The sequence below is a fragment of the Streptomyces sp. TG1A-8 genome, assembly GCF_030499535.1.
GTDB lineage: Bacteria > Actinomycetota > Actinomycetes > Streptomycetales > Streptomycetaceae > Streptomyces.
The window spans coordinates 4,378,621-4,401,852 of the sequence record NZ_JASTLB010000001.1 but is presented as its reverse complement, the minus strand read 5'-3'; the positions used below and the strand labels follow the sequence as shown (position 1 = coordinate 4,401,852).

15 protein-coding genes are annotated in these 23,232 nt (G+C 72.5%); 7 read left to right on the top strand and 8 right to left on the bottom strand.

Annotated elements, in window-relative coordinates; all coding sequences use genetic code 11:
- Nucleotides 1-2 precede the first annotated feature (2 nt).
- The 4 genes from QQY24_RS19280 to QQY24_RS19265 all read left to right on the top strand — a co-directional run bounded on the left by QQY24_RS19280 (nt 3) and on the right by QQY24_RS19265 (nt 5,847).
- Complete coding sequence (locus tag QQY24_RS19280; protein WP_301973934.1) at nt 3-917, top strand: ABC transporter permease; 915 nt, start codon at nt 3-5, stop codon at nt 915-917.
- A gap of 88 nt (nt 918-1,005) precedes the next feature.
- Complete coding sequence (locus QQY24_RS19275; RefSeq protein WP_301976290.1) at nt 1,006-1,833, top strand: ABC transporter ATP-binding protein; 828 nt, start codon at nt 1,006-1,008, stop codon at nt 1,831-1,833.
- A 100-nt stretch (nt 1,834-1,933) separates the two neighbouring features.
- Nucleotides 1,934-4,186, top strand: coding sequence for a CDP-glycerol glycerophosphotransferase family protein (locus tag QQY24_RS19270; protein ID WP_301973933.1), 2,253 nt, complete (start codon nt 1,934-1,936; stop codon nt 4,184-4,186).
- Complete coding sequence (locus tag QQY24_RS19265) at nt 4,183-5,847, top strand: glycosyltransferase family 2 protein (protein ID WP_301973932.1); 1,665 nt, start codon at nt 4,183-4,185, stop codon at nt 5,845-5,847. Before QQY24_RS19270 ends, QQY24_RS19265 begins: the two co-directional genes overlap by 4 nt.
- Before the next feature lie 113 nt (nt 5,848-5,960).
- Here the strand turns inward: QQY24_RS19265 and QQY24_RS19260 are convergent, their stop codons facing one another.
- From QQY24_RS19260 to QQY24_RS19245, 4 genes are all read right to left on the bottom strand, one after another.
- Entirely contained in the window at nt 5,961-7,436 is a 1,476-nt protein-coding gene (locus QQY24_RS19260) for a hypothetical protein (RefSeq protein ID WP_301976289.1), read from the bottom strand.
- 202 nt (nt 7,437-7,638) lie between these two features.
- The gene (locus QQY24_RS19255) at nt 7,639-12,579 is read right to left on the bottom strand and encodes an NAD-glutamate dehydrogenase (RefSeq protein WP_301973931.1); all 4,941 of its coding nucleotides are present in this window, start codon (nt 12,577-12,579) and stop codon (nt 7,639-7,641) included.
- Nucleotides 12,580-13,102: 523 nt separating this feature from the next.
- Nucleotides 13,103-13,771: an HAD family hydrolase gene (locus QQY24_RS19250; RefSeq protein ID WP_301973930.1), complete on the bottom strand. Its 669-nt coding sequence runs from the start codon at nt 13,769-13,771 to the stop codon at nt 13,103-13,105.
- A gap of 102 nt (nt 13,772-13,873) precedes the next feature.
- Nucleotides 13,874-14,386, bottom strand: coding sequence for a hypothetical protein (locus QQY24_RS19245; protein WP_301973929.1), 513 nt, complete (start codon nt 14,384-14,386; stop codon nt 13,874-13,876).
- 329 nt (nt 14,387-14,715) lie between these two features.
- On the opposite strand from QQY24_RS19245, the gene QQY24_RS19240 reads away from it, so the two are divergent.
- Nucleotides 14,716-15,276, top strand: coding sequence for an Rv3235 family protein (locus QQY24_RS19240; protein ID WP_301973928.1), 561 nt, complete (start codon nt 14,716-14,718; stop codon nt 15,274-15,276).
- A 95-nt stretch (nt 15,277-15,371) separates the two neighbouring features.
- Here the strand turns inward: QQY24_RS19240 and secA are convergent, their stop codons facing one another.
- Nucleotides 15,372-18,182 carry a preprotein translocase subunit SecA gene (secA, locus tag QQY24_RS19235; protein ID WP_301973927.1) on the bottom strand — a complete coding sequence of 937 codons (2,811 nt, stop codon included), beginning with the start codon at nt 18,180-18,182 and terminating at the stop codon, nt 15,372-15,374.
- 253 nt (nt 18,183-18,435) lie between these two features.
- Here secA and QQY24_RS19230 point away from each other — a divergent pair, with 253 nt between their 5' ends.
- Complete coding sequence (locus QQY24_RS19230; RefSeq protein ID WP_301973926.1) at nt 18,436-19,005, top strand: GNAT family N-acetyltransferase; 570 nt, start codon at nt 18,436-18,438, stop codon at nt 19,003-19,005.
- A 63-nt stretch (nt 19,006-19,068) separates the two neighbouring features.
- On the top strand, nt 19,069-20,244 hold the full coding sequence (locus QQY24_RS19225; protein ID WP_301973925.1) for a winged helix-turn-helix domain-containing protein: 1,176 nt from the start codon (nt 19,069-19,071) through the stop codon (nt 20,242-20,244).
- Nucleotides 20,245-20,247: 3 nt separating this feature from the next.
- Here QQY24_RS19225 and QQY24_RS19220 read toward each other — a convergent pair whose 3' ends face one another.
- From QQY24_RS19220 to QQY24_RS19210, 3 genes are all read right to left on the bottom strand, one after another.
- Nucleotides 20,248-21,006, bottom strand: a complete 759-nt coding sequence (locus QQY24_RS19220; RefSeq protein WP_301973924.1) for a response regulator transcription factor — start codon at nt 21,004-21,006, stop codon at nt 20,248-20,250.
- A 204-nt stretch (nt 21,007-21,210) separates the two neighbouring features.
- The gene (raiA, locus tag QQY24_RS19215; protein ID WP_301973923.1) at nt 21,211-21,903 is read right to left on the bottom strand and encodes a ribosome-associated translation inhibitor RaiA; all 693 of its coding nucleotides are present in this window, start codon (nt 21,901-21,903) and stop codon (nt 21,211-21,213) included.
- A 306-nt stretch (nt 21,904-22,209) separates the two neighbouring features.
- Nucleotides 22,210-23,178, bottom strand: coding sequence for a ComF family protein (locus QQY24_RS19210; RefSeq protein ID WP_301973922.1), 969 nt, complete (start codon nt 23,176-23,178; stop codon nt 22,210-22,212).
- Nucleotides 23,179-23,232: the final 54 nt, after the last annotated feature.

Sequence of the window (23,232 nt, the reverse complement as noted above, 5' to 3'; positions counted from 1 at the left end):
ATGTGAGCCAGGTCCTCCACACACCGCCCCCGACCCAGGCCCCGGCCGACGACGACCTCGCGGCACTGGCCGCCCGGCACGGCCTGTCGGTCAGCGGCGCCCGCCCCTCCCTGCCGGAGTACGTCCGCCAGCTGTGGGCCCGCCGGCACTTCATCACCGCCTTCGCCACCGCCAAACTCACCGCCCAGTACAGCCAGGCGAAGCTCGGTCAGGTCTGGCAGGTCATGACCCCGCTGCTGAACGCGGCGGTGTACTACTTCATCTTCGGCGTCCTGCTCGGCACGAAGCACAACGTCCCGGACTACGTGCCGTTCCTGGTCACGGGCGTGTTCATCTGGACGTTCACGCAGAGCTCGATCATGGCGGGCACCCGCGCGATCTCCGGCAACCTCGGCCTGGTGCGCGCCCTGCACTTCCCGCGCGCGGCGCTGCCGATCTCCTTCGCGCTCCAGCAGCTCCAGCAGCTTCTGTTCTCGATGGCGGCGCTGGTCGTCATCCTGCTCTGCTTCGGCGTGCCGGTCACCGCTTCCTGGGTGCTGGCGGTCCCGGCCCTGGTGCTGCAGTTCACCTTCAACGCGGGCGTGTCGATGGTCGTGGCCCGGATGGGCGCCAGGACGCCGGACATCGCCCAGCTGATGCCGTTCGTGCTGCGGACCTGGATGTACGTGTCCGGGGTCATGTGGAGCATCGGCAAGATCACCAAGACCGACCACCTGCCGCACCTGGTGACGGTCCTGCTGCAGGTCAACCCGGCCGCCGTCTACATCGACCTGATGCGGTTCGCCCTGATCGACAGCTTCCACGCCCACCAGCTGCCCCCGCACGTGTGGCTCGCGGCCGCCGGCTGGGCCCTGCTCGCCGGCGCGGGCGGCTTCACCTACTTCTGGAAGGCTGAGGAGACGTACGGCCGTGGCTGAGCAGACCAGCGAGAACAGCAGGGGCACCGGAACGGCCGGGGCCGGCGGAACGGCCGGGGCCGGCGGCTCCGGGGGCGTCCCCACCGTCATCGCCGACCGCGTCGACATCGTCTACCGGGTCAACGGCACCGGCGCGGGCCGCGGCACCGCCACCGCCGCCCTCAACCGCATCCTGCGCCGCAGGCAGACCGAGAAGGCGGCCGGCGTGCGCAGGGTGCACGCGGTGAAGAAGGTGTCCTTCGTCGCCTACAAGGGCGAGGCCATCGGGCTGATCGGCACCAACGGCTCCGGCAAGTCCACCCTGCTGAAGGCGGTCGCGGGCCTGCTGCCGGTGGAGGACGGGCACATCTACACCGACGGCCAGCCCTCCCTGCTCGGCGTCAACGCGGCCCTGATGAACGACCTCACCGGCGAGCGCAACGTCCACCTCGGCGGTCTCGCCATGGGCATGTCCCGGGAGCAGATCAAGGAGCGCTACCAGGACATCGTCGACTTCTCCGGGGTCAACGATAAGGGCGACTTCATCACCCTGCCCATGCGGACGTACTCCTCCGGCATGGCCGCCCGCCTGCGCTTCTCCATCGCCGCCGCCAAGGACCACGACGTCCTGCTGATCGACGAGGCCCTGGCGACCGGCGACCGCTCCTTCCAGCAGCGCTCCGAGCAGCGGATCCGCGAGCTGCGCCGCCACGCGGGCACGGTGTTCCTGGTCAGCCACAACAACAAGTCGATCCGCGACACCTGCGAGCGGGTGCTGTGGCTGGAGCGCGGCGAACTGCGCATGGACGGACCCACGGAGGACGTCCTGAAGGAGTACGAGGCCTTCACCGGCGACAAGGGCGACAAGGCGAAGAAGCCCGCGGCCGGGAAACCGGGGCCGAAGCCCGGGACCCCGGGGGTCGCCCCTCCTTCGTGAGTCCCGCCCCGGCTCGTGTGCGATATCCCTTTCATCCAATTAGTGACAGTATGTTATGAAAGGTGCGCCCAGAGATGACGAGCCGAAGGAGCCCCCAGCGATGCCCCACCTCAGCGTCGTCGTGTACGGGCCGAACACCCAGGGGCACCTGACGGGACTCCTCGACTCACTGGCGGCCCACCCGCTGCCGGACGCCGAGGTGATCGTCGCCGCGGTCGGCGACTGGGCCGTGGAGACGGCCGGGGGCCACGCCCCGGAGACGGTCGTGCTGCCCCTGCCGGACGGCACCGGTGACGCGGCGGCCCGCGCGGCGGGTGCCGCCCGGGCGTCCGGCCGCTGGCTGCACTTCGTGCACGCCAAGGACGGCCTGCCCGCCGGCGCCCCCCGGCTGATCGCCGAGCGGACCGCGGAACTGGACGCCGCGGCGGACGCCGCGTGCAAGGCCGGGGCGGACACCTCGGCCGGAGCCGCCCGGGACGCCGCGGTCGACGTCCTGCTCGTGGACCACGTCACCACCACCTGGCGGACCGCCGGCACCCCGTCCCGCGACGGCCGTCTCCTCGCCGGGGCCGGCCGCGCCGCCCTGGCCCTGGACGACGCGGCCCACCTGCTGCGCCTCGCCCCGCTGCTCGGCACCCGCGTGCTGCGCGCCGCGTTCTGGCGGGCGCACCGGGAGCTGCTCGCCACCGACGACGAGGCGTACGCCGCCCACGCCGTCCTGCTGCACGCCCGCCGGGTGGCCTGCCTGAACCAGGTCGCCTACGAGGACCGCAGGCTGCGCCCCGAGAGCCTGCCGCCCCCGACCGCCGAGGACCGGTTCGCGCTCGTCGGCCGCTACGAGTCCCTGCTCGCCCTCGCCCGGGACCGCCGGGCCGCCCGCACGGTCCTGTACGGCCTGATGGTCCGCGACCTGCTGCGCACCTTCGCCCGCGAGGACCTGCCCGACCCGGTGGCCCGGGAGTTCTTCCGCCGGGCCTCCCTCGCGGCGGTCCGCTGGCGCCCCGAGGACCACCGGCGACCGGCCGGCCTCGAAGGCGTCCGCCACGCCCTGCTCGAAGAGGGCGCCTACACCAGGTACCGCGCCCTCCAGGCCGCCAACCGCACCCGCCGCGCGGCCAGGAAGGCCGTACGGGCCCGCAGGCGCCGGCTGAGCGCGAAGGTCCGCGGCCACCGGTACCGCAGGGCGCTGGAGCGTCCCCTCGACCCCCACCTGGCGGTGTTCACCTCCTACTGGGACCGCGGGGTGTCCTGCAACCCGGCCGCGATCGCGGCGAAGCTCGCCGAACTCGCCCCGCACATCCGCCGGGTGTGGGTGGTGAGCAAGGAGAACGCCGCCCTGCTGCCGCCCGGCACGGACCACGTGGTCCCCGGCACCCGCCGCTACTGGGAGACGCTGGCCACCGCCACGTACCTCACCAACAACGTCAACTTCCCCAACGCGGTGGTCAAGCGCCCCGGCGCGATCCACCTGCAGACCCACCACGGCACCCCGCTCAAGCGCATGGGCCTGGACCAGATGGACCACCCGGCCGCCGCCAAGGGCCTCGACTTCGCCGCGCTGCTCGCCCGCGTCGACAAGTGGGACTACAGCGTCAGCGCCAACAGCCACTCCACCCGGATGTGGGAGCGCGCCTACCCGGCCCGCTACACCTCCCTGGACCACGGCTACCCGCGCAACGACGTCTTCCACACCGCCACCGCGGCCGACGTCCGCGCGGCCCGTGCGCGCCTCGGCATCGCCCCCGGCGCCACCGCCGTCCTGTACGCCCCCACCCACCGCGACTACGAGGCCGGCTTCACCCCCCGCCTCGACCTCGCCGCCCTCGTCGACCGCCTCGGCGAGGGCACCGTGCTGCTGGTGCGCGCCCACTACTTCCACGGCGCCGCCTCCCCGCCGGCCGGCCTGCGCCGCACCGGCCGGATCGTCGACGTCTCCTCCTACGACCCCGTCGAGGAGCTGTGCCTGGCCGCCGACGCGCTGGTCACGGACTACTCGTCCATCATGTTCGACTACGCCAACCTCGACCGGCCGGTCGTGGTGTACGCCGACGACTGGGAGACCTACCGCACCACCCGCGGCGTCTACTTCGACCTGATGGCCGAGGCGCCGGGCCGGATCGCCCGCACCCAGGAGGAACTGACCGAGATCCTCACCTCGGGCGCCTGGCGCGACGACACCGCGGCGAAGGCACGGGCCGCCTTCCGGCGCCGGTTCTGCGAGTACGACGACGGCCGCGCCGCCGAACGGGTCGTCCGCCGGGTGTTCCTCGGCGAACCCGAGGAGGCCCTGCCCCCGGTGCTCCCGCTGGAGGAGCGCACGCCCGCCCCGACCCCGCAGGAGGCCACGGCATGACGCTGCCCGACGTGACGGTGACGGTCATCGTCTACAACGACGCCGCCCGCCTGCCCCGGGCGGTCGCCTCCCTGCGCGCCCAGACCCACCCCGGCATCGAGATCGTCATCAGCGACGACCACTCCACCGACGACACGCCCGCCGTGGCGCGGGAGCTGGCCGCCCGGGACCACCGCATCCGCTACCTGCGGCTGCCGCGGAACAGCGGCGGCTGCAGCGCCCCGCGCAACCGGGCCATCGACGTCGCCCGGGCGCCGTACCTGATGTTCCTCGACAGCGACGACGAGCTCCCGCCCCGCGCCGTCGAGGTGCTGCTGGCCGCGCACCGCGCGCGCGAGGTGGACTTCGCCATGGGCGCGGTACGGCGGGTCCGGGTGGACACCGGGCACCGGTCGACGTGGATGCCGCACCTGGTCGCCGAGCACCGCACGCTGGACGGCATCGAGGCGGACCCCCGCCTGCTGTTCGAGCACCTCTCCACCGGCAAGATGTACGCCCGCGCCTTCCTGGACCGCCACGGGCTGCGCTTCCCCGAGGGCATCCACTACGAGGACCAGCTGTTCTCGGCGCAGGCGTACTGCCTGGCCAAGGCGTTCACGATCGTCCCGGACCCGGTGTACGTCTGGTACATCGAGCCGTACGCGCAGGCGACCTCGGCGTCGATCTCCAACCAGCGGCACATGATCTCCAACGTCCGCGACCGCGTCCGGGTGCAGCGCCTGATCGACGACTTCCTGCTGGCCGGCGGGTACACCGGGATCCGCGAGGACAAGGACTACAAGTTCCTCAAGCACGACTTCCGGATGTACGCGGGCGACCTGCCCCACCGCGACGCGGAGTGGCTGGAGTCCTTCGCACAGATCATGAACCCGTACCTGGAGACCCTGGCGGACGGCGCCTTCACCCGGCTGCCCCGCCCGGAGCGGGTGGTCCTCCAGCTGCTGCGCGACGGCCGCCTGTCCGACGTCCGGACGGCCGCGCGCGGCCTGGGGCACGGGGTGGCACCGCGGCAGGTCACGGCGGACGGCACCGGCGCGGTGTACTGGGGCGACGCCGTCCCCGCCACGGACCGGGCCCGCCGCGAGCTGGACGTGTCCGACCTGGAGCTGGACACCCGCCCGTTCCCGAGCGCGCAGTTCCGGCACGAGATCACCGGGCTGGTACCGGGCCGCGGCGCCTCCCTCACCCTCACCGTCCGCACGTACGACCCCGGTCTGCGGCTCCCGGTCGGCCCGCAGCGCGCGAGTCTGCTGCTGGCCCCGGGCCGGCGCCGGATGACGGTGCCCTTCCGGCTGGACCCGGTGCGCCCCGGCGTCTTCGAGGGCCGGGTCCTCCTGGACCTGGCGACGGCCACGCCGCCCGTGCAGGGCTTCGACGGCGTACGCCACCCCGTGCTCCGCCTGTCCCAGCAGGGCCTCGCCCACACCGGCCTGCTGCTGGCCCCGCCGGACTTCCCGCCCCGCACCGCCCGCGTCGCCTACCGCTCCGGCGCGACCCCCCACGAGGTCACCGTCGAGCCGGAGGGGCGCAACCCCGGCCGCCTGCAGGTCCGCTGGCGCCCGGTGGGCGCGACGGCCCACGTGATCCGCCCGCTGGTCCGGTGCGTGGCCCGCCCCCGCGTGCGGAGCGCCGCACGGCTGGTGGCGAGCGCGCTGCGCTAGCCCCGGCCGCCGCGGCTGCGGCCACCCCCTGCCGCGGCCGGGCGGGGCCGACCGCGCCGCGCCCCGCCCCCGGCGGGGCGCGGCGGCCGCACGCGGCGCGGTCGCCGTGGGCCTCAGGGCACCACCCGGTACAGCACCTGTCCCCGCGGCCCCCGGGACACCTCCCGCAGCCACGGCTCGGCGGCTCCCGCCCCGCCCACGACCCACCGCACCCCGTACCGGCGCACCGCCTCCCGCCGCTCCCCCGCCGGCGTGCCCCCCGCGAAGTACCGCCGTACCGCCGCGTTCCGCTCCGCCTCGTCCGGCAGGAACACGTCGGGATAGCCGGGCGCCACGGTGTACGGCCCGTAGGCGGGGATCTGCCGGGACGGGAGGGTCCGGGCCATCACCACGTCCCCGTACCCCACCCAGGGCGTGATCCACCGGTACCCGGCCCACGGCGCCCGGTACTTGGCCGCGACCGCCGCGGGCAGCGCGTGCCGCGCCACCACGTACCCCAGCGCCCCGGCCTGCGTCCACGCCCCCGCCGCCAGTGCCGCGCCCAGCACGCACGCCCACCCCGCCCGCACCGCCCGCCGTCCGGCCGACACCGCCTCCAGCGCGGCCGCGAGCTGCGCCGGGACCAGCGCGGCGGGCAGGGCGCGGCCCCACGCGTAGTGGCCGGTGAGCCCGCCCGCGGCGAACACCAGGGCGCCCAGCGCGAAGAAGAGGACGAGCGGGTCGCGCCGGTCCCGCCGAAGGCGCGGGGCCAGTGCGGCGACCCCGAGCAGGACCAGTCCGAACCGGCCAGCCGGGTGCGCGTACAGCGGCCGGTGGATCGCCTCCAGGCCCGGGCCCGCCGGGAACAGCGCGAAGAAGTCGTAGTACGGCCACAGCCGCAGCAGGACCGCGCCGAGGACCAGGCCGGCGCCGAGCCGCAGGAGCACCGGCCGGCCCGGCCGCGCCGCGATCAGCGTGGCCAGCGCGCCGAGGCTGGCCACGACCCCGGAGAACTGGTGGCACAGCAGGACCAGCGCCCAGAGCGCCCCCAGCCCGAGCCAGGCGCCCCAGTCGGTCCCGCCGCCGAGCGCCCGGGTGAGCCACGCCCAGAGGTGGAAGGACAGGCCGAGGGCGAGCACGCTCGGGTACGACACGGTCAGCGCGAGGGAGTTGAGGCCGAGGAAGCCGCTCCAGTTGAACGGCAGCGGCCCCCACAGCAGGAGCAGGCACAGGAACGCCAGGGCGGGCGCGGCCCGGTGCGCGCTGAGCGTGCGCACGTACCGCCACACCCCGGTGACCAGCGCCCCCAGGCCCGCGAGCGCGCCGATGCGCAGCACGACGAACACCGGCAGGCCGGTGAGCCTGGCCAGGCAGCCGAGCAGCAGCGTCCACGGCGAGTAGTAAGGGCTCGGCGTGTCGGCGTCGACCAGCGGGTTGCCGGGGTGCAGCAGGCTGTGCCGCAGCCGCTGCACGGTCGCCGCGTGCATGCCGAGGTCACCCGCCCAGGGAAGCCGGACGACCACCAGGAGCAGCAGCACCAGGACGAGCGCGGCGGCGGCCTGGGGCAGCGTCCGGCCGGCGCGCGCGGCCCCGGGCGGCGCGGCGCGCATGCCGCCGGTGCGCCGTCCAGTGCGGCTCGAACGCTCGGAGATTGACGAGGACACCACGGTTCCCTGCACACCGGGGAGCGATCCGAAACACCCCGAAAGGGACGAAAGCGGTAATTCGTCGCGTCTTCGCCCGCACGGATGACGCGGAAGAGGGCGCCCCGGGCCGTGTCGTCCGGCCCGGGGCGCCCCGCACGCCGTCCGGCTACGAGTGCGAACGCAGCAGCGTCCGCATCGTGCGCATCGCCACCGACAGGTTGGCGAGGTCGAAGGAGTCCGAACTGCGGATCTCCTCCAGGGTGGCGCGCGCCCGGCCCAGGATCGCCGCGTTCTTCCGCTCCCAGGCCTCGAAGCGCTGCCCGGGCGTCGACGTGCCGTCGCCGGCCGCGAGGACGTCCGCGGTGAGCGCCGCGTGGGCCGCGTACAGGTCCTCGCGGATGGAGGCGCGGGCCATGGACTGCCAGCGGTCGGCGCGGGGCAGCTCGATGATGCGGTCCATCAGCTGGCTGATGCCGAGCCGGTCGGCGAGGTCGTAGTACACCTCGGCGACGTCCAGGGGCTCCTTGCCCGTGCGGTCGGCCACCGAGACGATGTCGAGCGCCGGGAAGGCGGAGGAGAACCCTGCCACCCGCGTGGCCAGCTCGTCCGGGACACCGGCCGCGGACAGCTCGTCGTACACGTGCTGGTACCAGTCCAGGTCCGCGCCGCGCAGCAGCTTCGGCAGCTGCTGCCACACCTGCTCGACCCGCTCGGCGAAGAAGTCGACCGTCTCGGCGAGCTGCAGCGGCTGCGGCCGGTTGTTCAGCAGCCAGCGCGTGCCGCGCTCCACCAGCCGGCGCGAGTGCAGGCGGATCCGGGTCTGGACGGCCGCCTCGACCTTGTTGTCGAGCGCCTCGACCGCGTCCCACAGCGGCGCCGAGCAGAAGATCGCGCGGGCCGCGGTCTGGGCGCGGACGATCTCCTCCAGGGAGGCGCCCGTCTCCTCGCGCAGGCGGTGCAGGTACGTCGTACCGCCCGTGTTGACCGTGTCGTTGACCAGCACGGTCGTGGTGATCTCGCGGCGCAGCGGGTGACCGCCGATGGCGTCGGCGAACCGCTCGCGCAGCGCCGTCGGGAAGTAGGCGTGCAGCAGGGTGCGCAGGTACGGGTCGTCGGGCAGCGAGGTGTGCAGCAGCTCCTCGGCGACCGTGATCTTCGTGTACGCCAGCAGCACGGCCGTCTCCGGGCCGGTCAGGCCCTGGCCCTGGCTGAGCCGCTCGCGGATCTGGCGGTCGGTGGGCAGGAACTCCAGCGTCCGGTCCAGGTGGCCCTCGCGGACCATGTGGCGGATGAACCGTTGCTGCGCGTGCAACATGTCCTTGGACTGGGCGAGGGCGTTGGCGAGCGCCGTGTTCTGCGCGTAGTTGTTGCGCAGGACGAGGTGGCCGACCTCGTCGGTCATCTCGGCGAGCAGCTTGTTGCGCTGCTTGACGGTCATGTCGCCGTCCGCGACCAGTCCGTTCAGCAGGATCTTGATGTTCACCTCGTGGTCGGAGGTGTCCACCCCGGCGCTGTTGTCGATCGCGTCGGTGTTGATCCGGCCGCCCTGGCGCGCGAACTCGATGCGGCCGAGCTGGGTCAGGCCCAGGTTGCCGCCCTCGCCGACGACCTTGACGCGCAGGTCCTGGCCGTCGACGCGGATGGCGTCGTTGGCCTTGTCGCCGACGTCGGCGTTCGACTCCGCCGACGACTTCACGTACGTGCCGATGCCGCCGTTCCACAGCAGGTCCACCGGCGCGTGCAGGATCGCCTTCATCAGGTCGGCCGGGGTCATCTTGGAGATCTTCTCCTCGATGCCCAGGGCCTCCCGGATGTGCGCGTTGAGCTGGATCGCCTTGGCGGTGCGCGGGAAGACGCCGCCGCCCGCCGACAGCAGCCCGGTGTCGTAGTCGGCCCAGCTGGAGCGGGGCAGCTCGAACAGGCGGCGGCGCTCGGCGTAGGAGGCGGCCGCGTCCGGGTTCGGATCGATGAAGATGTGCCGGTGGTCGAAGGCGGCGACCAGCCGGATGTGCTCGGACAGCAGCATGCCGTTGCCGAACACGTCACCGGACATGTCACCGATGCCGACGACCGTGAAGTCCTCCGACTGCGTGTCCACGCCCAGCTCGCGGAAGTGCCGCTTCACGGACTCCCAGGCGCCGCGCGCGGTGATGCCCATGCCCTTGTGGTCGTAGCCCGCGCTGCCGCCGGAGGCGAAGGCGTCCCCGAGCCAGAAGTCGTACGACCGGGCGACCTCGTTGGCGATGTCGGAGAACGTCGCCGTGCCCTTGTCGGCGGCGACCACCAGGTAGGTGTCGTCCCCGTCGTGCCGCACCACGTCCCGCGGCGGCACGACCTCGCCGGCGACCATGTTGTCCGTGATGTCGAGCAGCGCCGAGATGAACGTCCTGTAGCTGGCGATGCCCTCGGCCAGCCACGCGTCCCGGTCGGCGGCCGGGTCGGGCAGCTGCTTGGCGACGAAGCCGCCCTTGGCGCCGACCGGCACGATGACGGTGTTCTTCACCATCTGCGCCTTGACCAGGCCGAGGATCTCGGTGCGGAAGTCCTCGCGCCGGTCGGACCAGCGCAGACCTCCGCGCGCGACCTTGCCGAAGCGCAGGTGCACGCCCTCGACGCGCGGCGAGTACACCCAGATCTCGTACGCCGGGCGCGGCGCGGGCAGGTCCGGGATGGCCCGCGGGTCGAACTTCATCGACACGTAGTCGTGCGGCGGGCCGCCCGGCGACTTCTGGAAGAAGTTCGTGCGCAGGGTCGCCTTGATGACGGTCAGGAAGGAGCGCAGGATGCGGTCCTCGTCGAGGCTCGCCACCTGCTCCAGGGCCGCGTCGACCTCTTCGAGCAGGGCGTCCACGATCTCCAGCCCGGCCTTCTGCCGGTCCGGCGACATCCGCGCCTCGAACAGCGAGACCAGCAGCCGGGTGGTGTGGACGTTGTTGCGGAGGGTGTCCTCCATGTAGTCCTGGCTGAAGGTGGAGCCGGCCTGCCGCAGGTACTTGGCGTACGCGCGCAGCACCATCGCCTGGCGCCAGGTCAGCCCGGCGCTCAGCACGAGGGCGTTGAAGCCGTCGTTCTCCGCCCTGCCGGTCCAGGTCGCCGCGAACGCCTCCTGGAACCGCTCGCGGGCGTCGTCGCCGAGGTAGTCGCCGCTGCCGCCGACCGCCTTGGGCATGTGCAGCCCGAAGTCGTAGATCCACGCCGTCGTGCGGTCCGCGCAGCGCAGCTCGTACGGCCGCTCGTCGGTGACCTCGACGCCGAGGCGGCTGAGCACCGGCAGCACCTGGGACAGGGAGACCGAGCCGCCCTTCTGGTAGATCTTGAACCGGCGCTCCCCGGGCGCGGCGCCCACCGGCTCGTACAGGCTCAGCGAGAAGGTCTTGTCCTCGCCGAGCTGCTCCAGGTGGACCAGGTCCGCCACGGCGGCGCGCGGGGTGTGGTCGGCCTTGTAGCCCTCGGGGAAGGCGTTGTGGTAGTGGCGCAGGACCTCCGCCGCGCGCTCCTCGCCGCACTCGGCGGTCAGCGCCTCGGCGAACGCGTCGGCCCAGGAACGGGCGGCCTCGACCAGGCGGGCCTCGATGCGCTCCTTGTCGGCGTCGGACAGCTGGGGCAGCTCGGTGCCCTGCGGGACGCGGACGACGAAGTGCAGCCGGGACAGGATCGACTCGGTGTTCCAGGCGGTGAAGTCGACGCTGGTGCCGCCCAGTTCCTCCTTGAGGATGTCGATGATCCGCAGCCGGACGCCGGTGGTGTAGCGGTCGCGCGGGAGGTAGACGAGGGCCGAGTAGTAGCGGCCGTACTCGTCCTGGCGCAGGTAGAGGCGCAGCCGGCGCCGCTCCTGGAGGTACAGCACGGACGTGGCGATGGCCTGCAGCTCGGCAACCGGGGTCTGGAACAGCTCGTCGCGGGGGTAGGTCTCCAGGATCTGGAGCAGGTCGCGGCCGTCGTGGCTGTTGGGCGAGAACCCGGCGAGGTCCAGGACCTCCTCGACCTTGCGGCGGATGACCGGTACACGCCGCACGGACTCGGTGTAGGCAGCCGAGGAGAACAGGCCGAGGAAGCGGCGCTCGCCGACGACGTTGCCGTCCGCGTCGAATTTCTTGACGCCGATGTAGTCCAGGTACGACGGCCGGTGCACGGTGGCCCGGCTGTTGGCCTTGGTCAGCACGAGCAGCTTGTGCTCGCGGGCCTTGGCGCGGGCGTCGGCGGGCAGCCGCCCGAAGGACGGGCTGACCGGGTGCTGCTCGTCCTCGGTGTGGTGCGGGTCGGAGCGCAGTATGCCCAGTCCGGTGCCGGGCACGGCGGCCAGGCAGTCGTCGCCGCGCAGCTGGTACTCGCGGTAGCCGAGGAAGGTGAAGTGGTCGTCGGCCAGCCAGCGCAGCAGCTCGCGGGCCTCCTCGGCCTCGGGCCCTGCCAGGTCGCCGGGGGCGGGCTCGTCCTTCAGGCCGTCGGCCATCCGGATCGCCGTGTCCCGCATCTTCTCCCAGTCCTCGACGGCCTCACGGACGTCGGAGAGCACGCGCAGCAGGTCGGCGGAGATCTGCTTGAGGTCGGCGCGGTCCGTCTCCCGGTCGATCTCGACGTGGATCCAGGACTCGACGTGCGCGTCGTGCGGGAGGTCGTCGGTGACCGGGGTGGGCAGCACCTCGATCAGCTTGCCGGTGAGGTCGCGCCGGACGACGAACTGCGGGTGGATGACGACGTGGATCCCGCGCCCCTGCCGGGTCAGCTCATTGGTGACCGAGTCGACGAGGAAGGGCATGTCGTCGGTGACGACCTCCACGACGCTGTGGCTGCACGTCCACCCGTTCTCCTCCACGGTCGGGGTGTGGACCCGCACGCTGGCCGTGCCCTGCGGGCGGCTCTCGGCCAGCCGGTGGTGCGAGACCGCGGCGCCGAAGACGTCGACCGGATCGCGGTCGGCGAGGTCCTCCGGTGCGGTGTGCAGGTAGTAGCGCTGGAGGAACGTGCGCACGGATTCGCCGCCGGGGGTGCCGGCCGTGCCCTCGCCGGTCTTCCCGGTCGGTAGGTGCCCCCCGACCGGGCTGTTCTCAGCAACCCGGGCGGCCCGCTCGAGCAGCTCGGCCTTGGCTTCGTCCAGCTTGGTCTGCATTGTCCTCTGGCTCCTGTCGCGCGCCGTTGCGTGACGTAGAAGGAAGTACGGTCTCTTCCCCTCCGGCGACACGCCACGGCCCGGGGTATCCGGTCCGGTCCGACGCTATGCCGTGAGGCGAGATGAACGGGGGGTATTCGGCCATAGTCGACACGCCCGAAGGACAGGACGCTGCTTCCCGCACCGTCGTGTCCCGGATCGTCCTCGGCGTCCTGGGGGCCCCTGAGGCCCCGACCCACCCGCGAAGACCAGCGACCGCCGCCCGGTCACGAAGGTGTTCCGTGCTCACCGGGCGCGGGGCGGAGGCAACAGCGCCCCCGCGGGACATCGCGCTGATCACGCCACAAGGCTATCGCTCCTCACCCCGGACCCGTCATGTGCCGTATGTGTACAAAATCGGGGGCCGAACTTTGACGTTCTGCACAGAAGCGGAGGCTGTACGGAAGCGGGGAGGGGCGGGAGCCGCATCCGGCGGGCCGACCGGGCGCGGCGCGGGTGGGCACGGGCCGGCCGGGACCGGTTCCTACGCCGCCAGCCGCTGCGCCTCGGCCACGGCCTCGGCCAGCGTGTCCACCACCGGCACCCCGGCCTCCTCGAGGCTGGCCCGGCTGTGCGACCCCCCGGTGTACAGCACGGCCCTCGCCCCGACGTGCTCCGCGGCGACCGCGTCGTCCGCGGCGTCCCCGATCACCACGGTGCGCGCGGGCTCCGCCGCCCCGGCGAGCGCCTCCAGGTGCCGCACCATGTGCTCCGCCTTGCTGCCGCCGGACGGCCCCGTACGCCCGTCGACGCGTGTGAAGTGCGCCTCGATCCCGAACCGGCGCACCAGCGGCACCAGGTCCTCGTGCCCGTACATGCTCAGCAGCGACTGGCTGTGTCCCGCCGACCGCCAGCCGGCGAGCAGGTCGGCCGCTCCCTCGGTCAGCCCGCAGCGCGCCCGCTGCCGGGTGTAGTACCGGTGGAAGACCCCGTCCATCAGCTCCCACTCGGCGTCCGTGGGCAGCCGGCCGAGCAGCCGCTCGTAGAACTTCGGCACCGGCACGCAGTACAGCGCCCGGTACTCCTCCAGCGTGATCGGGGCCAGCCCCAGCTCGGCGAAGGCCGCGTTCGTCGCCCCGATGATCGCGTCATTGTCGTGGAACAACGTCCCGTTCCAGTCCCAGACGATGTGCGCGCTTGCGTGCTTCCCCATGCCAGAACGGTACCCGCCGCCACCGACAGTCACGGCGCGGAAGCCGGAACGGGCCGGCCGGGGCAGGGCTGCCGGGTCCTTCGGTCCCCGGCGCCCGCGCCCTCAGACGCGGCTCACCAGGTGGAGGACCTCCTGCGTGGCGTACCACAGCAGTTCGTGGTCCTCCGCCCCGTCCACGACGAACTGCGCGTCGTCGTCCCCGCCGTCGGCCGCCTCCAGCGCCCGCGCCGCCGCGGCGACGTCCTCCTCCGCGTCGTCGGCGTCCACGTGCACCGCCGCCGCCTTCGCGAGCCGCACCGTACCGGCCACCGTGACCTCGCCGAGCGCGGCCGGGTCGAGCCCGCGGCCGGGGTCCGCCGCGGCGGTGCCCTCGGGCACGTCGACGGCGACCACGACCCGGCGCCGCGGCGCGCCGGGGTCGGCCGCCAGCAACCGCAGGGAGGCGAGCGCGGCCCGGCCGAGTGCCGCGTACTCCAGTTCCTCGGTGTCGTCGGAGAGGTACCACTCGCGCAGCGCGGGCGTGACCGCGTAGGCGGTGAACGGGCCGGTCCCCAGCTCACCCGTCCTGTGCGCCGCGGCGAGACCGGGGAGGGTCAGGGGGACGTAGACGCGCATGGCTGGCCGCTCTTTCCTGGTCGCTCGGCTCCGCTGGTACCCCGGGGAGGGCGGCTGGCGCGCGCCCCGAAGGGCCTTCAGGATACGTGCGGCCGTCCCCTTTCGGGTCCCCGCCCGCACCCCCGGCGACGTCCACCCCGTGCCTCGCACCTCACCCGGCGCGCCCGCTCAACCACGGGGTTTCCGCACCCGGCGGTCACTCGGATAGGTGAACTCCACGGGTCCTGCGGCGCCCGGTCCGCTTCCTTGCCACCGCGTCCCCCACCCCGTACAAGATCCCCACAGCGAGTTACCGCCCGGTACGTCCTGCCCACCGAAACGGGGACCCCGTGAACAAGGTCATGAGCCGCACCCCCCAGCCCCGCCCGCGCCACCGTCCCCCGACCCGCCGCGACCCCCGCCGCCCCGGCGGCGCCCCGCCCCGCACGCCGATCGGGGACAGGGCGGCCCCCACCGCCTCCCCGGCCACCGGCCGCGGCCCGGGGGCCTCTTCGCCCGCGACGCCCGAAGGCGCGGGAAGGCTCCCCGCGGCGCCGCCCCCGGCCGCTCCCCGCCCTCGCCCCACCGACCTCTTCGCCGACCGCCTCGTGGCCGTCCTGAGCGGTCAGCGCCCCGTCCACTGGATGCTCCGGCACACCGCCGGCCGCGCCTACGACGACCTCGCCCGCCTCGCCGAGCACGGCCCCCTGCGCGCCCCCGGCACCCGCCCCCTGGTCCGCGACATCGGTTACTACGTCCCCCGCACCGGGGCGCTGGAGGTCTTCGCCCGCGTCGCCGTGGGCGATCGGCTGCGCGCCCTCGCCTTCCGCCTGGAACAGGGCCACGACCTGCGCTGGCGCTGCGTGGCGGTGGAAACGGACGCCCCGGGCCCGCCCGGCGGACCGGCGTAGCCACGGGCGGCCCACCCGCCGTCCGGCCCCACGCGCAGGGGCCGGGTCCCCCTCGGGGGGGACCCGGCCCCTGCCAGTGGTTCCAGCGCCGCGGGCTACTTCTTGCGGCGCCGCCCGCCCTTGGCCTGGCGGCGCCGCTCGGCCCGGGTGAGCCCGTCGGACTCGGACCGCACGCCGTCCTCGTCCTCCAGGTCGCGCTCGACGATGCCGCCCTCGCCGTCCACGGTCGGCGCGGAGAAGTGCAGGTCGCGCCGCTGCGGCACGTCCAGCCCCTTGGCCCGGATCTCCGGACGCGCGCCCGCCTGCGCCGGCACGGTGTCCTGGACGCCCTCCGCCACCGGCTGGGCGTCCTCGACCGGCACCTCCTCGACCTGCTGCTCGACCTGGACCTCCAGGTTGAACAGGTAGCCGACGGACTCCTCCTTGATGCCCTCCATCATCGCGGTGAACATGTCGAAGCCCTCCCGCTGGTACTCGACCAGCGGGTCCTTCTGCGCCATCGCGCGCAGGCCGATGCCCTCCTGGAGGTAGTCCATCTCGTAGAGGTGCTCGCGCCACTTGCGGTCCAGGACCGACAGCACGACCCGGCGCTCCAGCTCCCGCATGATCTCGGAGCCGAGCTGCGCCTCACGGGCCGCGTACTGCTCGTGGATGTCGTCCTTGATGGACTCGGAGATGAACTCGGCGGTCAGACCGGCCCGGTCACCGGCCGCCTCCTCCAGCTCCTCGATGGTGACCCGCACCGGGTAGAGCTGCCTGAAGGCGCCCCACAGCCGGTCCAGGTCCCAGTCCTCGGGGAAGCCCTCGGCGGTCTCGGCGGCGATGTAGGCGTCGATGGTGTCGTCCATGAAGTGCTGGATCTGCTCCTGCAGGTCCTCGCCCTCCAGGACGCGCCGGCGCTCGCCGTAGATGACCTCGCGCTGCCGGTTGAGCACCTCGTCGTACTTCAGGACGTTCTTGCGGGTCTCGAAGTTCTGCGTCTCGACCTGGGCCTGGGCGGAGGCGATGGCGCGGGTGACCATCTTGTTCTCGATCGGCACGTCGTCGGGCACGTTCGCCATCGACATCACGCGCTCGACCATCTGGGCCTTGAACAGGCGCATCAGGTCGTCGCCCAGGGAGAGGTAGAAACGGGACTCGCCGGGGTCGCCCTGACGGCCGGAACGGCCGCGCAGCTGGTTGTCGATGCGCCGCGACTCGTGCCGTTCGGTGCCGAGGACGTAGAGGCCGCCGAGCGCCTCGACCTCCTCCTTCTCCGCCTTGACGGCCTGCTCGGCCTTCTCCAGGGCGGCGGGCAGGGCCGCGGCCCACTCCTCGATGTGCTCCTCGGGGTCGAGGCCGCGCTGGCGCAGCTCCGCCTCGGCGAGGTCCTCGGGGTTGCCGCCGAGCTTGATGTCCGTACCGCGGCCGGCCATGTTGGTGGCCACCGTCACGGCGCCCCTGCGGCCGGCCTGGGCGACGATCGACGCCTCGCGCTCGTGCTGCTTGGCGTTCAGCACCTCGTGCTGGATGCCGCGCTTGCTGAGCTGCTGGGAGAGGTACTCCGACTTCTCGACGGACGTGGTGCCGACGAGGATCGGCTGGCCCTTCTCGTGCTTCTCGGCGATGTCGTCCACGACCGCCTCGAACTTGGCCACCTCGGTGCGGTAGATGAGGTCCGACTGGTCCTTGCGGACCATCGGCCTGTTGGTCGGGATCGGGACCACGCCGAGCTTGTAGATCTGGTGGAACTCGGCGGCCTCGGTCATCGCCGTACCGGTCATGCCGGAGAGCTTCTTGTAGAGGCGGAAGAAGTTCTGCAGGGTGATCGTGGCGAGCGTCTGGTTCTCGTCCTTGATGTCCACCCCTTCCTTCGCCTCGATCGCCTGGTGCATGCCCTCGTTGTAGCGGCGGCCGGCGAGGATACGGCCGGTGTGCTCGTCGACGATCATGACTTCGCCGTCGATGACGACGTAGTCCTTGTCCTTCTTGAACAGTTCCTTGGCCTTGATGGCGTTGTTCAGGTAGCCCACGAGGGGGGTGTTCACCGACTCGTAGAGGTTGTCGATGCCCAGCCAGTCCTCGACCTTGGAGACACCGGACTCGTGGATGGCGACCGTGCGCTTCTTCTCGTCGACGTCGTAGTCGCCGGTCTCCTCGACGCCCTTGAGCGGATTGCCGGCCTCGCCGCGCTTGAGGCGCGTGACCAGCTTGGCGAAGTCGCCGTACCACTTGGTGGCCTGGTCGGCCGGGCCGGAGATGATCAGCGGCGTACGGGCCTCGTCGATGAGGATGGAGTCGACCTCGTCCACGATGGCGAAGTTGTGGCCGCGCTGCACCAGCTCGTCCTGCGACCACGCCATGTTGTCGCGCAGGTAGTCGAAGCCGAACTCGTTGTTCGTGCCGTAGGTGATGTCGCACGCGTACTGCTCGCGGCGCTGGGCCGGCGTCATGTTGGCGAGGATGCAGCCGACGTTCAGACCCAGGAACTTGTGGACGCGGCCCATCATCTCGGAGTCGCGCTCGGCCAGGTAGTCGTTGACCGTGATGAGGTGGACGCCGTCTCCGGACAGGGCGTTCAGGTACGCGGGCAGCGTGCCGACGAGGGTCTTGCCCTCACCGGTCTTCATCTCGGCCACGTAACCGAGGTGGAGGGCGGCGCCCCCCATCAGCTGCACGTCGTAGTGGCGCTGGCCGAGGACGCGCTTGGCGGCCTCGCGGACGGTGGCGAAGGCCTCGGGCAGCAGGTCGTCCAGGCTCTCACCGTCGGCGTAGCGCTGCTTGTACTCGTCGGTGAGGGCCCGCAGCTCGGCGTCGGAGAGGTCGACGAAGTCCTCTTCGATGGAGTTGACCTGGTCCGCGATGCGGTGCAGCTTGCGCAGGATCTTGCCTTCGCCTGCACGCATGATCTTCGAGAGGACGGACACGGGGGCTGGTCTCCTTGCCGGTCGGGCCTGGCACGGTCGGTTTTCCTTGTGACGTACTGAGCAACGGCCATCGTATGCGAGGACCCGGCTGCCCCGGGAGGCCTGGCGTCACGGCGGCTGCCGCACCCGGGACAACGGGCGGGTCACGGAGATAGTGCCGCACCGGCGGGAGGAATTGCGCTAACCGTGATCGTCGGGTCACCCACGGTGAATCCGGTTGGCGTCGCGCGGGCCGCGCGAACAGAATCGGCCGATGGAACCCGTCACGCTCACCACCGACCGCCTCGTGCTGCGCACCGTCGGCCCGGACGACACCGGGGCGGTGTACGCCGCCGCGCAGGACCCGGACATCCAGCGCTGGACCACGGTCCCCTCGCCCTACCTGCCCGAGCACGCCGCGGGCTTCACCGGGCAGACGGTCCCGGAGGGCTGGGCGCAGGGTTCGATGTTCACCTTCGGCGTCTTCCTCACCGGCGGGCAGCTCGCCGGCATGCTCGGCCTGACGATGCGCGCGCTGGGCGTGGCGGAGGTCGGTTTCTGGGCCGCGCGGGAACACCGCGGCCGCGGCCACATCACCGAGGCCGTCCTGGCCGCCTGCCGGTGGATCTTCACGGAGGTCGCCGTCGACCGCGTCGAATGGCGCGCCGAGGTGGGCAACCGCGCCTCCCGCGCGGTCGCGGAGCGCGCCGGCTTCACCGTCGAGGGCACCTTGCGCTCGGCCGTGAACAACAAGGGCGTGCGCCGGGACTGCTGGGTCGGCTCCCTGCTGCCGTCGGACCTGGGCCTGCCGTCGACGGCACCGTACCTGCCCGCGCGGACCTGACCCGGTCCGGAACGCGCCCCGGGCCGCTGCACACTGTCGGTGCCACCGCCTATCGTCCGACTCATGACGACCCTTCCGCGCCCCGACCTCACCCTCACCGCGGACGACGCCCGCCGTATCGCCCTGCGGGCCCAGGGCTTCCTCGGCGCGCCCGACCGGCGGGCGGGTGTCCGCGGGGTGCTCCGCCACCTCGGCGCGGTCCAGCTGGACACGATCTCGGTGCTGGCCCGCTCGCACGAACTCGTGCCCTACGCCCGCCTGGGCGCGGTCGGCCGCAAGACGGTCGAGGCCGCGTACTGGGGCGGCACGCACGCCTTCGAGTACTGGTCGCACGCCGCGTGCATCCTCCCGATCGAGGAGTGGCCCCACTTCGCCTTCCGCCGCCGCGCCTACCGCGGCCGCCCGCACTGGAACCACGAGCTGCCCGACGGCGCCTACGAGCAGGTCATCAAGCAACTGCGCGTCGAAGGCCCGCTGACGGCGACGGAACTGGGCGGCGCGAAGAAGACGAACGACTGGTGGGACTGGTCCGGCACCAAGGTCGCCGTGGAACGCGCGCTGATGTACGGCGAGGTGGTGTGCGTCGAGCGCCGCGGCTGGAAGCGGGTGTACGACCTCGCCGAGCGCGCCGTCCCGGAGGCACTGCTGCACGACGACCTGGACGACGCCGAGTGCCTGCGCCGCCTGGTCCGGCTGGCCGGCGAGTCCCTCGGCGTCGGTACGCGCGCGGACATCGCCGACTACCACCGGCTCAAGGGCGAGCAGGTCGACGCGGTGATCGCCGACTCCGGTCTGGTACCGGTCGAGGTCGAGGGCTGGGGCAGGCCGGCCTGGGCGGACCCGGCGGCCCTGGCGACGCCCCCGCGCGGCCGTCACCGCACCGCGCTGCTGTCCCCGTTCGACTCGCTGGTCTGGGAACGCGCGCGCACGGAGCGGATCTTCGGCTTCACCCACCGCCTGGAGGCCTACGTCCCCAAGCCGAAGCGGGTGTACGGCTACTTCGCCATGCCGGTGCTGTCCGGCGGCCGTCTGGTCGGCCGCGTCGACCCGGCCCGCGAGGGACGCACGCTGGTCGGCAGACAGGTCACCCTGGACGGCCCGAAGGCGGTGCCGGCGGTCGCCCGGGCCCTGGTCGAGGCGGCGAGCTGGGTGGACTGCACGGACGTGCGCGTGGAACGCGTGGACGCTCCCGAACTGCGCGCCCCCCTCACCGCGGAACTCGGCCGCCTCCTGGGCTAGGGGCTAGCGGATCTCAAGGATCTTCTCGCGCATCGCGTAGACCACCGCCTCCATCCTGGAGTGCAGTTGGAGCTTCTCCAGGATGTTGCGGACGTGGTTCTTCACGGTGTTCTCGGAGATGAACAGTTCCTTGGCGATGTCCCGGTTGTTCATGCCCGTGGCGACGAGCTTGAGGACCTCCAGCTCACGGTTGGTCAGCCGCGGCGCCGGCACCAGCCGGCGTTCGTCGGTGCGCTGGATCATCGACTTGAACTCGGTGAGCAGCTTGGACGCCATGGACGGGCTGATCTGCGACTGCCCGTCGGCCACCGCGCGGATGGCGGTGGCCACCTCGTCGGTGGAGATCTCCTTGAGGAGGTAGCCGGTCGCGCCCGCCTTGATCGCCTCGTAGAGGTCGGCTTCCTCGTCGCTTATCGTCAGCATGATGATCTTGGCGCTGGGCGCGACCTCCTTGATGGAGGTGCAGGCCTCGATCCCGCCGCGCTTGGGCATCCGCACGTCCATCAGCACGATGTCGGGCAGCAGGTCGGCGGCCTTGTCGACGGCCTCGGCGCCGTCGCCCGCCTCGCCCACGACCTGGATGTCCTCCTCGGCCGCGAGCACGATCTCCAGTCCGCGTCGGAAGAGGGCGTGGTCGTCGACGACCAGGACCCTGATCGGCTCCTTGCGTGGAGTGTCCGCGTCGGAATCCCCGCCGGGGACCGCGCCGATGACACCGTCGTCGGCGTCCGCGTCCCGCATCGGTCCGAAGGTGTCCGCCATCGTTCCTCCCCCTGAAGGCTGTGGCCTGTGGTCCTGTGCCATCGCCAACGCAAGGCAGCGGCCCACCGGTTGGGCCGGTGCGGCCATGATTTCATGCCTGGACGACACCACGGTGACGTGCGAGGCGCGAAGTCGTCGCACGCCGGTGCCCCTGGGGGCGCACACGCGCTCCAGGGGCACCGGTTCGGCCTCGGCCGGGCGGGATCAGCCGCCCAGCGTGTCCCCGGCCGCGGGGGGCTGCGCCTCGGTGACCATCGGATCGGTGCTGAGGTGGATGACGCCGTAGTCGTAGGCGTGCCGCCGGTAGACGACGCTCGGTTCCTTGGTCTCGGCGTCGACGAACAGGTAGAAGTCGTGGCCGACCAGTTCCATCTCGTAGAGCGCCTGGTCGAGGCTCATCGGGGAGGCGACGTGGGTCTTCTCACGGACGACGAGGGGGCCTTCGCCCTTGACCTCCAGCGAGCCGATCTTCTTGACCGGCACTGCGTCCGTCTCCTCGTCGTGGACGGGCAGGCCATCGCCGTTGAGCGTCACCGCGTCCGGCACGTGGTCGGCGACCTCGGCTGCGGGGATCCGCTTCGCACCGCGGCGCGAGAAACGCTTGTCGTGCTGCTTGCGCAGCCGGGCGTCCAGTTTCTCCGCGGCCAGGTCGAGTGCCGCGTACGGGTCGCTGGCCGCCGCCTCCGCCCGGATCACCGGACCACGCGAGCGGAGGGTGATCTCCACCCGGTCGCAACGGTCGGCCTGTCGGGGGTTGGGCTCCTTGGACACCTCGACGTCGAGGCTGATCACCTTGCCGTCGAGCTTCTGGATCTTCTCCAGCTTCAGCTTCTCGGCCACGTGCTTGCGGAACCGCTCGGGCACCTCGGTCTTGCGGCCCTTGACGACGATGTCCACGCAGAACTCCGTTCCCGGATCGCTCCGCTCCGTCGGCGGAGCATCTCCTTTTGCACCCGGTTCCGGTGAACCCCGGAACCTCGGACTCGGTGACTTCCACCTCCTCCTCCCCCACGGGCGGGATCTCCACCCCACCGGCGCAGGTGATTACGGAAAGTCCGCGGCGTGGCAATCGGATATGAGGGGTGTGGCCTGCGCCTTTCCTCACAACCGAACATATCTCGCCCGGACGGATGTCGTCACCCTCTACAGCGGCTTACCTCCGTTCAGGTGAATAGACCTGTCACTACCTGCAACGACGCATGCTCACGGCCGGTTCCTGCTTATTTCGAAAGAATCCCGGGGAGCGGCGACCACGGCCGCGAGCAGCGTCCCGCCGAGGGCGTTCGGCATCGCTTTTTCCGGTGCACCGCGCATCCGGTTCCCTCTCTCCGCTCCTGATCCTGTTCGTCTTTTACCCCTACCTTCCCGAGTTGCGGCCTCGTACACGGCCGTTGTCTCCCCGTCTCCTCCCGGTTCCCGGCATCCGGCCGACTCCCGCAGCGCCCGCGCCGCCTCGGCCAGGCTCGCGCCGGTCGTGATCAGGTCGTCGACGAGCACGACCCGGCCCGACGCGAGCAGCCGTGTCCCGCCCTCCACCACCCCCAGCGCGCCCGCGAGGTTCTCCAGGCGCCCTCTGGCGTCGAGCCGCGCCTGGTCCGCCACCGCCCGGCGCTGCCGCAGCACGGCGGCCACCCGGGCCGGCGTCCCGGTGCGGCGCAGCTCCCCGGCCGCCGCGAGCGCCATCCGCCGCACCGGATCGTGCCCGCGCGCCCGCACCGCCCAGCGGGCGGACGGCACCGGCACGAGCAGTACGGCCCCGGTACCCCGCGCTCCGGCCGCCCCGCCCGCGGGCCCCGGCGGCCGGACCGGCACGCCGCCGTGCCCGTCCGTCCCGCCCGCCGCTCCGGCCGCCCCGCCGTGCGCACCGCGCGGCGACTGCGCCGCGAGGCCCGCGCGCACGGCCCCGGCCAGGGCCGTGCCCAGGGCTCCCGCGAGTGCCAGTGCGCCCCGCTCCTTGTGGGCGAGGAGCAGCGCCCGTACCGCATCGGCGTAGGGAGCCGCCGCGTGCACCACCGGCAGGCCGGGCGGCTCGGGCACCGGCCGGATCCGGCGCGGCCCGGCTCCGCCCAGAGCCGCCCGGCACCTCGGGCACAGGAGGGTGCGGGGTGCCCCGCAGCCTTCGCACTCGGCCGGCAGCACCAGGTCGGTGAGGTCCTGCCACCACCTGCGCATGGCCACCACTGTGCCAAGACCGGCAGGGGCGGACCACCCCTGTGGAAAATGGCC